This is a genomic window from Maribacter thermophilus (assembly GCF_001020565.1).
In the GTDB taxonomy this organism is placed as follows: Bacteria; Bacteroidota; Bacteroidia; order Flavobacteriales; family Flavobacteriaceae; genus Maribacter; species Maribacter thermophilus.
Window position 1 is genome coordinate 3,826,797 of record NZ_LDAS01000001.1, and the last position, 15,205, is coordinate 3,842,001.

Annotated in this window: 8 protein-coding genes and 1 rRNA gene (1 of these 9 running past the window's edge); 4 read left to right on the forward strand and 5 right to left on the reverse strand. The window is 39.6% G+C overall.

Going from position 1 to position 15,205, the window contains the following annotated elements:
- Positions 1–102: 102 nt before the first annotated feature.
- From AB657_RS16645 to AB657_RS16665, 5 genes are all read right to left on the reverse strand, one after another.
- Positions 103–1,476 carry a S8 family serine peptidase gene (locus AB657_RS16645; RefSeq protein ID WP_047247534.1) on the reverse strand — a complete coding sequence of 458 codons (1,374 nt, stop codon included), beginning with the start codon at positions 1,474–1,476 and terminating at the stop codon, positions 103–105.
- Positions 1,477–1,507: 31 nt separating this feature from the next.
- The gene (locus AB657_RS16650) at positions 1,508–2,206 is read right to left on the reverse strand and encodes a TapB family protein (RefSeq protein WP_047247535.1); all 699 of its coding nucleotides are present in this window, start codon (positions 2,204–2,206) and stop codon (positions 1,508–1,510) included.
- A 10-nt stretch (positions 2,207–2,216) separates the two neighbouring features.
- On the reverse strand, positions 2,217–3,554 hold the full coding sequence (locus AB657_RS16655; protein WP_232304899.1) for an OmpA family protein: 1,338 nt from the start codon (positions 3,552–3,554) through the stop codon (positions 2,217–2,219).
- A 201-nt stretch (positions 3,555–3,755) separates the two neighbouring features.
- Positions 3,756–6,230 (reverse strand): hypothetical protein, encoded by a 2,475-nt coding sequence (locus AB657_RS16660; protein ID WP_047247536.1) that lies wholly within the window; start codon positions 6,228–6,230, stop codon positions 3,756–3,758.
- Between the two features lie 29 nt (positions 6,231–6,259).
- Positions 6,260–6,853: a ribonuclease HII gene (locus AB657_RS16665; protein WP_394332526.1), complete on the reverse strand. Its 594-nt coding sequence runs from the start codon at positions 6,851–6,853 to the stop codon at positions 6,260–6,262.
- A gap of 212 nt (positions 6,854–7,065) precedes the next feature.
- Between AB657_RS16665 and AB657_RS16670 the strand changes: the two genes are divergently transcribed.
- The 4 genes from AB657_RS16670 to AB657_RS16685 all read left to right on the forward strand — a co-directional run.
- Positions 7,066–10,149, forward strand: coding sequence for a SusC/RagA family TonB-linked outer membrane protein (locus AB657_RS16670; RefSeq protein ID WP_047247538.1), 3,084 nt, complete (start codon positions 7,066–7,068; stop codon positions 10,147–10,149).
- Between the two features lie 5 nt (positions 10,150–10,154).
- The gene (locus tag AB657_RS16675; RefSeq protein WP_047247539.1) at positions 10,155–11,546 is read left to right on the forward strand and encodes a RagB/SusD family nutrient uptake outer membrane protein; all 1,392 of its coding nucleotides are present in this window, start codon (positions 10,155–10,157) and stop codon (positions 11,544–11,546) included.
- Positions 11,547–11,665: 119 nt separating this feature from the next.
- Complete coding sequence (locus tag AB657_RS16680; RefSeq protein ID WP_047247540.1) at positions 11,666–13,654, forward strand: putative porin; 1,989 nt, start codon at positions 11,666–11,668, stop codon at positions 13,652–13,654.
- Positions 13,655–14,255: 601 nt separating this feature from the next.
- A 16S ribosomal RNA gene (locus AB657_RS16685) occupies positions 14,256–15,205 on the forward strand (it continues 581 nt past the right edge of the window).

The window sequence follows — 15,205 nt, forward strand, 5'->3', positions numbered from 1 at the left end:
ATAAATACAAATGTCTAAAAAAGAGTATAATATGCCGGAAAATCAAAAACGGGAAAGCCCTTGATAGAAAACAAGGGCTCTCAAACCTGTTTATAGACAAAACTATTCGCGTAGAATGACACGTCCCTCTTCAATTTTTCCATCGAGGTTGGGAGAGTAGCTTACTATGGGCAATGACAATATAGCCGATTTTAAGCCCTCCGATACCACTCCGGTCTCGCGGTACACAATAGCTGCTAGAGCGGTCATGGCCCCTGTTGAATAGGAGGTGCCCTCTAACTTGACCAGATCGTCCAATCCGCTAGGATAACCCAGGATAACTTCATAGCCATTAAAGGCCATGGCCACTTGTACGCTTTCGTTTCCGAAATTCGATTTTTCATGTAACTGTGGATCCCCTGTGTCGCCCTCTATGTAATTGTAGCCGGCCACCGTCAACATGTTTTTGGTTCGGTAAGAAGATAAAAAGTGACCTTCGGGACCACTGTCGTTATCCCTACCTGCGTTGCCTGCCGATGTGGTCACTAGCACCCCAAGGTCGTTGAGTTCGCCTAAAAGATGGGCAAATATGTTGTCGTCAGAACTGAAATAAGCACGGTCCACTGCACCGCCAAAACTGGCGTTGACTATATGGATATTACCTCCGTTTTCGTTTATCGATTTTACATAGGTCAGGGCACAAAGGATATTCCAATAAGAGCCCTTGCCCTCGCTATCGAATACTTTTAAGGGCAGAATTTGGTAGTTTACGGGAGTTTCTTCGGCATCGAGGATATCGGTAATAATCTTGGTCACATAGGTGCCGTGGCCGTTTTCATCTAAAATATCTTGATTGTCCTGGGTAAAATTCCACCCCGATTGGGTGCTTATACAACCGGTAAAATCGCCACTTGGGAAAAGAACATTTCTGTCCGATGAGGTAAGCTCGGGCCGAAAATAATCGATTCCGGTGTCTAAAATGGCAATGTTCACACTGTTTTCGTCACGGGGAGCTATGAAAGCCGGTTCACCACCACTTTGGCCTTGGGCTACGTAAGGGGGCATTTCCGGCAAGGAAACAATAAATGATTGTTCTCCCTCGATTCTTCCTCGGGGGTTGCGTCGAGGCAATCTATCCACGACTCCTTCGATAATTGCCTCTACGTTTGGCGTGGCCGGGTCAAATTGCCACATTTCGATATCATCGCTGCCACAATCGCATTTCAAGATTTCCAGTCCGGGATACTCGGTGGTTATACTATCTCGTATTTCGGTTTTTCGGATCGCATCTACACCATCATAGGTAACGACGACCTCATTGGGCGAAAGGCTGATTTTGCCATGTTGGCCGTTGGCGCCTTCTTCTACAATTATTTCATTGTATTTTTCTTCGTTGTCCTTCGGGTCTTCGTCTTCTTTGTGGTCCCCATAATGCCATTTAGAACAAGAGGTAATGCCAAGGCATACCAGTATTAATAGAGTTATCTTTAGTTTCATAGTAGTGGTTGTTTAATATTTTTAGTTTTGGTTACTTGCTATAGTGGGTCAGTTCCATTCGGCTGATCAGGGTTCCGTTCTTTTTATAGCTTTCTTGCTTTATCATACCTATGCCCTCTGCTAACCATAGTTTGGTGGACGTTTCCATATTTGCGCCCATAGCCTTAGTAGTTTGGTCCTCGGTTAGTAGATAACAGTCAAAGGTGCCCGCAGGGGTGGTTATACTTTCTTTTTTCTCCACTTTTCTATTTGTTTGGTTTACCGAGGTATTCATGTTGATGCCTCCCATGCTCATGGCTATAGAAACGTTGGCATCTGACAATTGCTGGCCGATACCCAGGTCGTTGGGCAATTGAATATCGGTGCCCGAGATGTCCATTTCCATTCCCATATCGGTATATTGCTGCATCATTTGTGAAGGGAAAAGTGATTCGTAATCAATAGTGACCAAACCATTTTCACAACTAAAGGAATAGCTAGATTCAAATAGGTCCTTTCCCTTTTTGTCCTTGTATTTCATGTCGAATGTGGCAACCGAGGCATTGCCTTCGGAACGGACTTCTGAGATGGTGTAGTGTACAGAGCCATCTACCTTTCCTCTTTTATCGTAGTTGGTATATTCAAAAGAACTACCTTCTTTTAGTGGGTAGAATTTACTGCAGTTGTTTTGGCCATAGGTTATGCTGACCATGATAAAAGATAATATTATTGTTAGTAAAGGGGTCTTCATGATTTTGTTTTTATAGTTTAATGAATTCTACGCGTCGGTTCAGTGCTTTTCCATCTGCCGAAGTGTTGTCCGCGACAGGTTTTGTTTCTCCCATGCCTTCTGTAGACAATCTATTTTGAGAGACGTTATATATAGATACCAGAGCATCTTTTACCGCATCTGCCCTTTTTTTTGATAATTCGAGGTTTTTCTGGTCGTCACCGTCGGCATCGGTATGGCCAACGATCTTTAGATTTATAGTACTGTCTTGTTGAAGTACCTGGTATATCTGTCGGATAATACCCATAGATTGTGGTTGTATCTGGGCCGATCCACTGTTAAACAGAATGCCGGTGGTAGATATTTTTCCGTCTGCCAATAATTTTCTTCTTAGATCCACACCTCCCTTGGCGACTTTTACATTACTTATAAGAATAGATTCTTTGTTGGTGTCAGTTCCGCGGAGCGTAAATTTTATACCTTGCATTTGTGTATTTGATGGTAACAGTCGTGGTACGTCAATATATTTGTTCTCGTTGATCCAAAATCTAAAACGTTCTTTGTTTACAGCTATCGATACATGGTGTTTCTCTTTTACAATGTTTCGTATATCTGCCTTTACGTCGTTTCGGATCACCCTTTTCGAGGCTATTTTGTTTTCCACGATCACCCCGGGGTTTATAAATTGACAAAAAGAGTATTCTACCATACCCATGTTCGCCGATTGTTTAAAAGTGTTGTTGTCACTTATAACAATGCCGAAATAAGATTGTGATGAAGTTTTGCTGTCCAGTCCTAAGGCAATTACATCAAACTCTAAGGTGAATTCATCTGGCAATGAAGAGATGTCTGGAATGTAGGCCATAGAGAAGCCAGGTAAAATTTTCAGCCATTTATTGGTTTCGCCTTCTACGGTAACAAGTTCACCACTTCCGTTGGTATTCCATCGAGAAGGGAAATCCCCGACAAATTCATTTGAAAAATCATCTATGAACAAGGGTTGGTCTCCAGGTACAAAATCAAACTTACTATAAACGGACAGTGTTTTGGGAGGAGCTTGTATTGAGGTTCCTACGTCCCCTTGGTTTTGTGGGGTAGTGGTATCGCCCGAGCCCGTTTGTGGCGATTTGTTTTCGGTAGGGCGAGGAGATTTTCCCCCACCTTTGGCCCCAGGTTCAAAAATACTGTCCAAGGCTTGGTCGGTCTTTTCGGAGGTTTCTTTCTCTACACGCCGTTCTACTGTTCTTTCTGCAGCCTTTTCGGCGGCTTTGCCTAATTTTTTTAAAAACTGGCCATGAACTTCAGATGTGGAAAAAAAAATAAAAGATAAGGTACATATTACTTGTAAGATGTGCTTCATACGTTTCATCGGTACATATTTTATAGTATTCATTAGTATTATTGGCGAGAATCGTAAAACGGGAAAATAAGTAGGCTCCCGATCTGATCTCGCTATTTAATGCCAGCACATATATTGGGGTTAACATTAAAACTAAAGAAACTTCAATAAATTTTTAAGAAGAATGTATAGCTGGCAACTACAGGCTTATGAATACTTATAAAATATGTATTAACGTATTTTGTATACTATGAAAGAATTATCTAGGTCTTTAATGACCAGTTCGGGTTTTTTGTCATTGTCCATGTCGGCCATATCTACAGTGGAAGTACCAAAAACAGGGAAACCGGAAATGGGTTTTGCCTGACTGTCGAACAAGTACGATTTTTGATTTTGTATATCGGTTACCGATACATAAATTTTATCGTTCAGATAAAAAATGGATGGTTTGGTGTAGACCCCTAAGTCCAACGCCACTTTTTGGTCCCTGATGGTTAAAATATTATCGTCCATTAGCACCAAGGTTCTAGCGGTGGCATCCATACCATGGTCTGCATGTAATTTCAGATTTGTTTTTTCAATATTGCCATTGGTTCCTATTTGATAGAGAACACCGTCATTGGTAGTTATGATAAATCTGTTTTTATGGACTTTGACATCGTTTTCGGAAAAAGAGATTTTTTCAGGAACTTTTACCCGAACATTTCCAACACGATTTAGTATTTTAAGACTGCCATCGCTGAGTCTAAAGACTAAATAATCTTTTTGTCCAATGGTAAAATGTTGTGGGGCCGCAATAATATTTTCTTCGGCCTTCGTGTATTTAAAACCGGATACGATTTTCCCTTGGCTGTTGTACATATACACTTTATTGTTTTGGGTAACCACGAACCTGTAGTTCTTTTTGCCCTCATAATCAAATACGGCCAATGGGTTAAGGTTGCCACCTTCATATTTAAATGTAAAAGGTGCAACTTCCTTACCGTTCCGGTCAATAACAAAAAACCTGTTGTTGGTGGTAAATGCCAGCTGAAATTTCCCGTTTTTATAAATGTCTATTTCGTGTATTTTACCTTGCACAGCACTCTCTAACTGCTTCTTCCAAAGAATTTTTCCTTGTGTGGAAATAAGGTAAAGTACATTGTCTTGGTCTTGGACAACAATTTCTTTCTTGTTTGTTCTGTGGTTTGTGAAGAATTGGGGGTTGTGCAAAATATCGGTCTCTAATTGAATATTGAATATTTCGGAAACACCTGCCAAGTTCTCCGATTCCGATATTTTTTTTAGAAAGTAGTTGGTATGAAGAAAACCGTGGTCCGCGATTATTTGAGATCCAAAAAGATAATCTGTCAAACCCGCACTCTGTAAATCATTGGCCAATTGTGAATAACCATTTTGTTTAAGGTTTTCTTGAAACCCCTTGTGATTTGATATGAAAAGTACAGTGGACTCATCTGTGGTTATATTCGCTGTGTTTTTGTACATCACCGTATTGGCCAATGATTTCTCGCCTTTGTTTGTAGAGATAATGGCTTTTATAGATGCGGGTTCTGTGCTAAAGACAAAGGTGTTTTCGATAATACTGGCATACTTTGGGGTGAAATCTTCAATGATCGGAGAAAGGTTCTTGGTTATAAAATTGTTGGGCTCTAGCTCTAATATTTCACTTCCCTGAAAATCTATGGAACCGGTCTTAATATTATTTACAAAATCTATGATGTTGGCGGCACCATAAGTTTTTAGAACAACGGCCTTGTTGCCGTTTATTTGGGCAATGCCAATTTCTTCTACCGTAGATAAAATCGAATCTTTTTCTAGGTCCCTATCCAGATATTTTTCCCTGTTATTAGAAAACGTTTTATAGTCGTTAAAAGTGATAGACCGGTAATGGTCCGTATTTGTGGGTATAAGTTTTGCCGTGGTGTTGAGCAAAGGTTTGGTGCCGGAGAATAGTTTAAGATAGTTGTTTGTAGAATCTTTTAAAACTGTTATACCATTCAATAACAATTGGTCGGTCTTAAAGCTTACATCCAGAGAGAGCCAGTTATTGAATGCAAAGGGTTGGGTCGTGTCCGGCGTAATGTTCAATAAGTGGTTGTAAAGTTGTTTTCCCTTAGATAGGTCTATCCATACTTGGGCCGATTTGGAGGGATCCGATAATTTATTGAATTTTTCGAGGATATCACTTTTAGTGTCTTTCTGCCGTTCTATATTTTCTTTGATGTTTAATAGAAGAATTTCCGAAGAACTAATTACTTGCTTTTTGTTTATTGTGGCCTTGTTAAAGGTGGTGTTGTTTAAAGTGTATTTATCAATCTTCAATCCTCCCTTTTCAATTGTTTCAAGGGCTTTGTTCTTTACATTGTCCATATTTAGGATAGAAAGCGTATCCGGTGAAACATAAACAAAATCAAAACCGTTTTCAGAATTTTCCAATATGGACAAGAGACCGTCTTTTTGACTATGAACATATGTAAGCGGTCGTAGCCCCTTACTTATTTTTTCTGAAAAGTCTAACTTTTCAATGCTGGATATAAGGTCGTTGTCCTCTATTTCTGATTTAAAAGAATTTAAATCATTGATTTTAACGATTACCGAAGCGTTTTCTGGAAGAAAATTAAGGAGAGAATCCGTTGGCTCTTTTTTTGGAGAGCAGGCGATAAAGTGGATAGCACTATAAAAAAGAAGTAGTATTCTAACCTTCATAAATTTACTTTTAGGCAAATTTATACTTTTTAAAGTTCTAGAGTAAGTTGTTCGGGCAGTAGCCTAAATGTTTTTCTGTGGTATTTGGTGATACCGTATTTTCTTATGGCCTCTCTATGTTCCATGGTGGGGTAACCTTTGTTCTTTTTCCAATTGTACATCGGAAATTCTTCATGTAATTTTTCCATGTATTGGTCTCTGTAGGTTTTTGCCAAAATAGAGGCTGCCGCAATGCTCATGAATTTAGAATCACCCTTTACAATGCATTTGTGCGGTACGTTTTTGTATGGTTTAAACTTATTGCCATCAACAATAATAAAGGGCGGCGTTTCTGAAAGTTGGTCGATTGCCTTGTGCATCGCCAATATAGAAGCGTTGAGGATGTTGATCTCGTCAATTTTTTCCGGGGTTATATGTGCTACCCCAAACGATACACTTTCGTTTTCAATAATCGATTTTAATAGCTCCCTGTTTTTTAACGACACTTGTTTAGAATCGTTAAGAATGGTATTTTCGAAGTCTTTTGGTAGTACTACAGAGGCAGCCGTTACTGGGCCGGCCAAACAACCTCTTCCAGCTTCGTCGGTGCCGGTTTCGTTAAAAAAAGTATAAAATTTCTCCAAAATTATGATTTTGTTAACTTTTTAATGAGTTAAATTTATTCTTAATAAAAGTTAAATGTTTGAGTTTTTTTTATTAAAAAATCAAAATTGATTTATTTTTTTTAAAACAGCAGAATATTTTAACATTTTTTGGCTTCGGCTTAAGAAGACTTTTGGATTAGTTCGGTTTTTTCATGAATTTTGGCACTTGCTAATTCAAAAACCAAAAATGTATGAAACAGAAGTTTGCGTGGATGTTGACCCCTTTATTGGCGTTATGCATCTCATTTTCCTATGCGCAGGAAAAAACGGTTTCCGGTAATGTAACGGATCAATCAAATGTGCCATTACCCGGTGTGTCTGTTGTAGTAGTAGGAACTACTAACGGAACACAAACAGATTTTGATGGTAACTATACCATCATGGTAAATCAAGGTGACGTATTAAGGTTCACGTATGTTGGACAAAAAACAGTGACTAGAACAGTTGGTGCCAGTGATGTAATTAATGTTCAGATGGAGGATGATGCCCAAGCTTTGGAAGAAGTTGTTGTAATGGGGTATGCTACAAAATCTAAAGCGGATGTTACTGGTTCAACAGTGCAGTTGGACTCTGAAGCAATAGAGCAGATTCCTGTTGCTACTGTAGATCAGGCTTTACAAGGTAAGGTCTCAGGTCTTTCGATAACTGGTGATTCTGGTACTCCAGGGTCAACAACAGATATTCGAATCAGGGGTATTAGTTCTATTACGGCCGGTAATGATCCTTTGTACGTAATCGATGGGGTGCCCATGTCTAACCCTAATATCTCAGCTACATCATCAGGTTCTTCGCTTTCTGCATTGGCTAGTATAAATAGTAACAATATTGAGAGTATTACTGTATTGAAAGATGCTTCTGCCACTGCTGCTTATGGTGCAAGAGGGGCAAATGGTGTAATTGTAATTACCACAAAGAGTGGTAAGGCCGGAAAAACAAAATTTAATTTTAATAGTTATACTGGTTTTGCCAATGATGCTATTGATGGTCCTACGCCTCTTACAGGTGCAGAAAGAGAAATGTTGTTCTATGAAGGTGTCTATAATTCTTTTGGGGATACTTATGGTTTGAACAATGTAGAGGAAGCTGGTGCTTGGGCTAGGGCGAATACCTCTTATGGTGCTGCCTATCAGGCATGGAGAGATGCTGGAAGCCCAGAAACAAATTGGGCGGATTTGATTACCAACAAAAATGCGGTTATGAAGGAGTATAACTTCTCTGCTACAGGTGGTAATGAAAATTCTAATTTTTATACTTCCCTTGGTTATTTTAGCCAAGAGGCTACGGTGATTGGTTCAGAATTCGATAGAATTTCAGGAGCATTGAACTTTACCAAGAATTTTTCGGATAAATTCACTTTTAGTTCTAGTAACAGTGCGTCCTATTCGCATCAAGACGGGGTGTTGGAAAACAGTGCGTACTTTTCGTCGCCACGTGCGGTTAAGTATTTTATGCCTCAGACAGATGCGGCATACAATGCAGATGGTACTATAAACTTGGATACTTCTTTGCCAAACCCACTTTGGATAGCGCAAGAAGATATTGATGATTCAAAAATTACCAGAATTATCTCTAATAATGCCTTGACTTGGCATACACCTATTAAGAATTTGTCGTTTACCTCAAGAGCCAATATAGATTATATTGTTTATAACTATAAGCGATATAGAAACCCTGTAAGTGGTGATGGAGACAGTTCTAATGGATACGGATGGCAAGCTAGCAGAAATTATACTACCTATGTTTTCCAAAATTCTTTAGACTATTCTTTTGATTTGGGTGAAGATCATAATTTTGATGTTAAGGTGCTACAAGAATGGCAAAAGAATAGAAATTATTATTTAGAGGCCGATGCCGATAACTTTAGTGACGAAGGCCTTACGAATTTAAGTTCTGCGGGTAACCCTACCACTGCTAGCTCTTCGTTTAGCGATTGGTCCGTAGCGTCTTATCTTGGTATGCTTAACTATAGTGCCTTTGGAAGTAAGTATGTTCTTAATGCTACATATAGAAGAGAAGGTAGTTCAAGATTTGCCACAGATAACAGATGGGGTAACTTCTGGTCTGTTGGTGGTGCTTGGAACATGCACAAAGAAAACTTCTTGGCAGGCTCAGATGTAGTCAATAACCTTAAGTTAAGAGCATCTTATGGTGTTACTGGAAACGCTTCAATAGACCTGAACAGTTATCAGGCGTTATTAGGGTTTGATTCCGATTATGCTGGAGAGGGAGCCTCTTATCCTAGTGCTTTTGGAAACAACGATTTGTCTTGGGAGACTTCATATACTGTAGATTTGGGTCTTGATTTTGGTTTGTTCCAAAATAGGATCTCAGGTTCTTTTGGTTATTACAGAAGAGAATCTAAAGATTTATTGCTAGAAGTTCCTCTGTCTCTTACTACTGGTTTCTCTGAGCAAACAAGAAATATTGGGCGTATGGAGAATAAAGGTTTTGAGGCGGAAATCAATTTTGATATCGTAAGGTCAGAGGATTTTAACCTTTCTCTTGGAGGAAATATTGCGACCAACGAAAACGAAGTATTGGAGTTGGCAAAAGACCTTAATGGAGAAGAAATCAATATTTCAACATCTATTGATAGGGTAGAGTCTGGTCACCCTGTGTATGCATGGTACATGCCTACTTGGGCAGGTGTTAACCCTGATACCGGTAATGAAGAATGGTATGTTAATGGTGTCGATGGTGCAACTACTACAAACTTCAATGATGCTGAAAGAGTATTTCAAGGAGGTAGTGCATTACCTAAAATTACTTCAGGTATGAACATCCATGTAGACTTTAAAGGATTCTTTGTAGATGCCAGTGGTTATTATGCGGGCGGACACAAAGTTTACGAAGGTTGGCATCGATATACCCAAGGTACAGATTTGTATCCTACCGCTTTGTATCAAGGCTACAACACCTTGTTGGACAGATGGCAGCAGCCAGGTGATGAAACTCGTTTTGGGAAGATACGATACGCCGGAGATCCTTGGCAAAGACACTCTAAATTTTTATACGATGGAGATTACTTTAGGTTAAAGAACTTAACCGTTGGGTATGACTTTAACTCTAGATTGACAGACGCGTTGAAAATTGACGGATTAAGATTGTTTGTTCGTGGTACCAATCTATTTACTTGGGTAAAAGATGATAATTTAAAATATGACCCTGAAAATATTGATTTAAGTGGTCTTAGTGATGGTACGAACAGGGGTCAGACAGTGTTGAATACTCCTCCAGTTAAGTCAATCGTTTTTGGTGTTAATCTAAACTTTTAAGAAAAATGAAAAAGATAAAATTAATTTTAATGTCTTTCTTAGTGGTACTGGCTTCTAGCTGTACTACTGAAGATTTGGATCCCAACTTGGATCAAAATAAGTTGGCCAATGGTGGAATTACCAAGGTAGACAATCTCTATGCCGTTATTAAAGGTGCTTATAATAGAATGACTGGTTCTGGTTATTATGGTAGAGATTTGATAATAGCAAATGAAGTTAGAACAGACAATTGTTTTTCTAACGGTAGTTCTGGTAGGTTTACTACAGAGGCTGGTTTTACTTATTCAAGTACTACTGGTTATTTTTGGGACGATGCTTATAGAGTAATCGAAAGCGCCAACTTGGTGATTAATACAGATGTGTCCTTGCTTGAAGGTGACCAAGATTATGGTAGACATCTTCAAGGGCAGGCGTATGCAATTAGGGCTCTAGCTCATTTTGATCTTTTAAAGCAATATGGCCAGATACATGTTACTGGTGGTACTACTCCAGGGGGTATACCATATCAAACAACGTACTTGTCCAGTGATTCTTCTCAAGAAGAACTATTTCCTCCAAGAAATACTGTAGAAGAAGTAAAGACCAAGATTTTTGAAGATTTGGAAACTGCTTTTAGTTTAATGCAAGATACCGGTGATACCAATTTCTTTACTAAGTATGCTGCAAAAGCTTTGGAAACTAGGGTTGCAGTGTATTTTGAAATGTGGGATACTGCTATTGATGCAGCCGAAGAGGTAATCGATAATGGTGGTTACGAAATTGTTTCTGAATCAAACTATGTGAGTTCTTTTGGAAGCGACGGTGGAAGCAATGTTATTTTTGAATTGGAGTTTAGTGCAACTGATAACTTAAGTTCAGATGCTTTGGGTTATATCTATCGTTCTACTGGCGGTGGAAGCTATGGCGATGTTCAGGTTATTGATGAGGTAGCTGATATTTTTGAGCCTACTGATGTACGTGGTCTTTTCGATGGCGAAAATGGTATATTGGGGTATGAAGATGACATGCTTAGAAACATGGGCAAGTTTCCCGATAACAGAGGTTATGACAATGTTCCTGTAATGAGATACGAGGAACTTATATTGAACTATGCGGAAGCTTTATTAGAAACTGGTGGAGATGCGCTTACCCAGCTTAATAAAATTCCAGCAAACAGAGGTGCTTCGGAATATGCTACGGCTACTAAGGAGAATATTCTTTTAGAAAGAAGAAAAGAGCTTATGTTCGAAGGTTTCCGTTACGATGATTTGTTAAGAACGGGTAGTGATATAGAGAAGTATTCTGTTCAGCAGAATATTTCAGCTACCGTGCCTTATGGTGATTTCCGATTGGCATGGGCGATTCCATTAAGTGAAATGGATGCTAACTCAAATATGGTACAGAATAAAGGTTATTAATATATCTTAGTATCAATTATAAAAGAAAACCCCGCCTTTTGGCGGGGTTTTTTTATTGCATAAACTTTCACATTTTGTTAGTAACAAAAAAATTAACTTTGTTTCCGTAATATATGCGCATGAAATATTTTTTATTGTTGGTATTTTCTTTTTGTACCCTGACACTTTTTTCACAAGAAAGAAGGCCCCCTAGGCAAAAAACCGATTCGCTCTCAGCTAAAAACAATGCGAAGGCGCTTCCAAAATCGGACGCCAAAAAGGATAGTGTCAGCGAGGTAACCATTCGCGATTATAAGATTATTTCTTTTGCAAGAGATACCACCTTTTTGGATACCACCCTCACAATTCAAAAAGAATATAAGTATAATTATCTGCGGCAAGATGATTTTGAGCTGATGTCTTTATCTAATATAGGGCAAGCATATAATAAATTAGGGGTCAATGCGGAAAGGGCTACAATGTATCCGCTTCTTGGGGCTATGGCAAAGCACAGTAATTATAGGGGGGTCGAGGATATAAATTATTATAATGTAGCTACCCCTATGACAGATATCTTGTTTAAGACAACTTTAGAAGAAGGGCAGCTATTGGATGCCATGCTTACCTTTAATACCTCTAGGCGGTTAAATTTTTCAATTGGGTATAAAGGGCATAGGTCTTTGGGTAAATATAACTCTAATCAAGTGCAATCCGGAAATTTTACCGCTACCTCAAATTACATAACGGAGAATGGTAGGTATGCCCTAAGGGCCCATATAGCTGCACAGGATATACTTTCAGAAGAAAATGCTGGTTTGACCGATAAAGAACTTCAGTTCGAGTCTGGTGACCCCGAGTTTAGTGATAGGGCTAAAGTGGATGTTCGTTTTGATGATGCCGATAATAAAATCTTGGGGAAAAGATATTATTTGGATCATACATATAAACTCGTGAGAAAGAGGAAGGATTCCAGTACAGCAGAAAAAACCTCATTGGCTATAGGTCATATTTTTAATTACGAGACCAAGTATTACCAATTCATGCAAGATTCGGATGATTCGTACTTTGGGGATGCCCTTCTTTCAACGATCGACGATAAGGCAAGTTTAAAAACTTTCTACAATCAGGTAAGTCTTGAGTTTTATAATAATGTATTGGGAAGGTTAAAAGGAAATATAAACCTTTTTAATTATGATTACTACTTTAATAGTACGTTGATTTCCGAGGATGGTGATAAAATAGATAATAGGTTGAATGGGTCGGAAGTGGCCATAGGTGCAGATTATGAAAAGAAAATAGGAGGATTTTTGGTAAATGGATCTTTTAAGTATAATCTCTCCGGTGACCTTTCTGGTAATATATTGGATGCCGTCGCCTCTTATGACCTGAACGATAGGTATCGGTTTAAGGTAAAACTTCATTCCTCTGCTAGAATGCCGAACTTTAATTTTTTGCTGTACCAAAGTGAATATTTGAATTACAATTGGCAGAATACCGATATTTTTAAGAAAGAAAGAATAAACAGTCTTGAGTTTTCTTTAGATTCGAAATGGTTGGGAGCTGTTTCTGCAAAATATACCAATTTAGATAACTACACTTATTTTGGAACTGACCCCTCATTGAATCTGGAAGAGGGACTTGAAAATGCGAACATAAAACCTTATCAAGAAGAATCTGGGGTCTCGTATTTAAAGGTTAAATATAATAAGGAGTTTACCCTCGGTAAGTTCGCATTGAACAACACATTCATGTATCAAGCGGTTTCTCAAGATGCCGATGTGCTAAATGTGCCCCAATTGGTAACGAGAAATACTTTGTATTTTTCTTCCGATGTGTTCAAGAAGGCCATGTACTTACAGACAGGAATCACCTTTAAGTATTTTTCAAAATATAATATGAACGGGTACAATCCCGTTCTGGGCGAGTTTTTTGTTCAGGACAATGAAGAACTTGGGGGCTATCCTTTGCTGGATTTCTTTATAAATGCAAGAATACAACAGACTAGAATATTTTTAAAAGCTGAACATTTTAATTCCTTGTTCGGAGATTATAACTATTATTCGGCCCCTAATTATCCGTATAGAGATTTTGTAATACGCTTTGGTCTCGTTTGGAACTTCTTTTCATAATAGAAAATCAGGGTTTGTAATTTATTGTAAATGAGAGTGTTGTTTTGGGTGTATTTTGTAATATGCTGAAATTTAAGTATTTGACTTCTTTTTTGTTGTTTGCATTTTCTTTAGGGTGTAGTGGAGGTTGTAAGATGTTCTTTTATAGGGTGTTTGAAAAGGGGTGTGAATTTTATGTCAAAAAAAAGTGATTTTTTTCTTTTTAATTTAAAAAAGGGTCTTACATTTGCAGCCCGTTAGACGGATACCCTTAGGGGTTCCGCGGGGAGATCCTGGGGATCGCGACGTTCATTGTTTTTTGAGGTTTTACGGGGGCCGGAAAAGAAAAAATAATTTTTTTCAAAAAAGGTTGCCGGTTTAAAAAACAGTTGTATATTTGCACCCGCTTAGGCAAACAGCCAAGCAAAAAAAACGGGGAACGGCGCAGTTCGGGAGACGTTTTTACAGGAATGGAAGTTCATTGAAATATTGTGGAGAAAAGTCGTTTTGGGAGGTTTAGGTCTTCTAGGGCGACGGTAGAAAAAGATAACAAAGAATTAGATCGAGAGAATCGGGGCCGTGGACGGATTCGGTAGTCGTTGGGACGAATATATACAGAACAACGATGAAGAGTTTGATCCTGGCTCAGGATGAACGCTAGCGGCAGGCCTAACACATGCAAGTCGAGGGGCAGCGGGAGAAAGCTTGCTTTCTTGCCGGCGACCGGCGCACGGGTGCGCACCGCGTATGGAACCTACCTTTTACAGGGGAATAGCCCAGGGAAACTTGGATTAATGCCCCGTAGTACCTATGGGAGGCATCTCTTATAGGTTAAAGGCTTCGGCCGGTAGAAGATGGCCATGCGTCCCATTAGCTAGATGGTAAGGTAACGGCTTACCATGGCTACGATGGGTAGGGGCCCTGAGAGGGGGATCCCCCACACTGGTACTGAGACACGGACCAGACTCCTACGGGAGGCAGCAGTGAGGAATATTGGACAATGGGCGGGAGCCTGATCCAGCCATGCCGCGTGCAGGAAGAATGCCCTATGGGTAGTAAACTGCTTTTATACGGGAAGAAAAAAGGGTACGTGTACCCTACTGACGGTACCGTAAGAATAAGGACCGGCTAACTCCGTGCCAGCAGCCGCGGTAATACGGAGGGTCCGAGCGTTATCCGGAATTATTGGGTTTAAAGGGTCCGTAGGCGGGCCGGTAAGTCAGGGGTGAAAGTCTGTAGCTCAACTATAGAATTGCCTTTGATACTGCTGGTCTTGAGTTATGGTGAAGTTGGCGGAATATGTAGTGTAGCGGTGAAATGCATAGATATTACATAGAACACCGATTGCGAAGGCAGCTGACTAACCATATACTGACGCTGATGGACGAAAGCGTGGGGAGCGAACAGGATTAGATACCCTGGTAGTCCACGCCGTAAACGATGGATACTAGCTGTCCGGGTCCTTGAGACCTGGGCGGCCAAGCGAAAGTGATAAGTATCCCACCTGGGGAGTACGTTCGCAAGAATGAAACTCAAAGGAATTGACGGGGGCCCGCACAAGCGGTGGAGCAT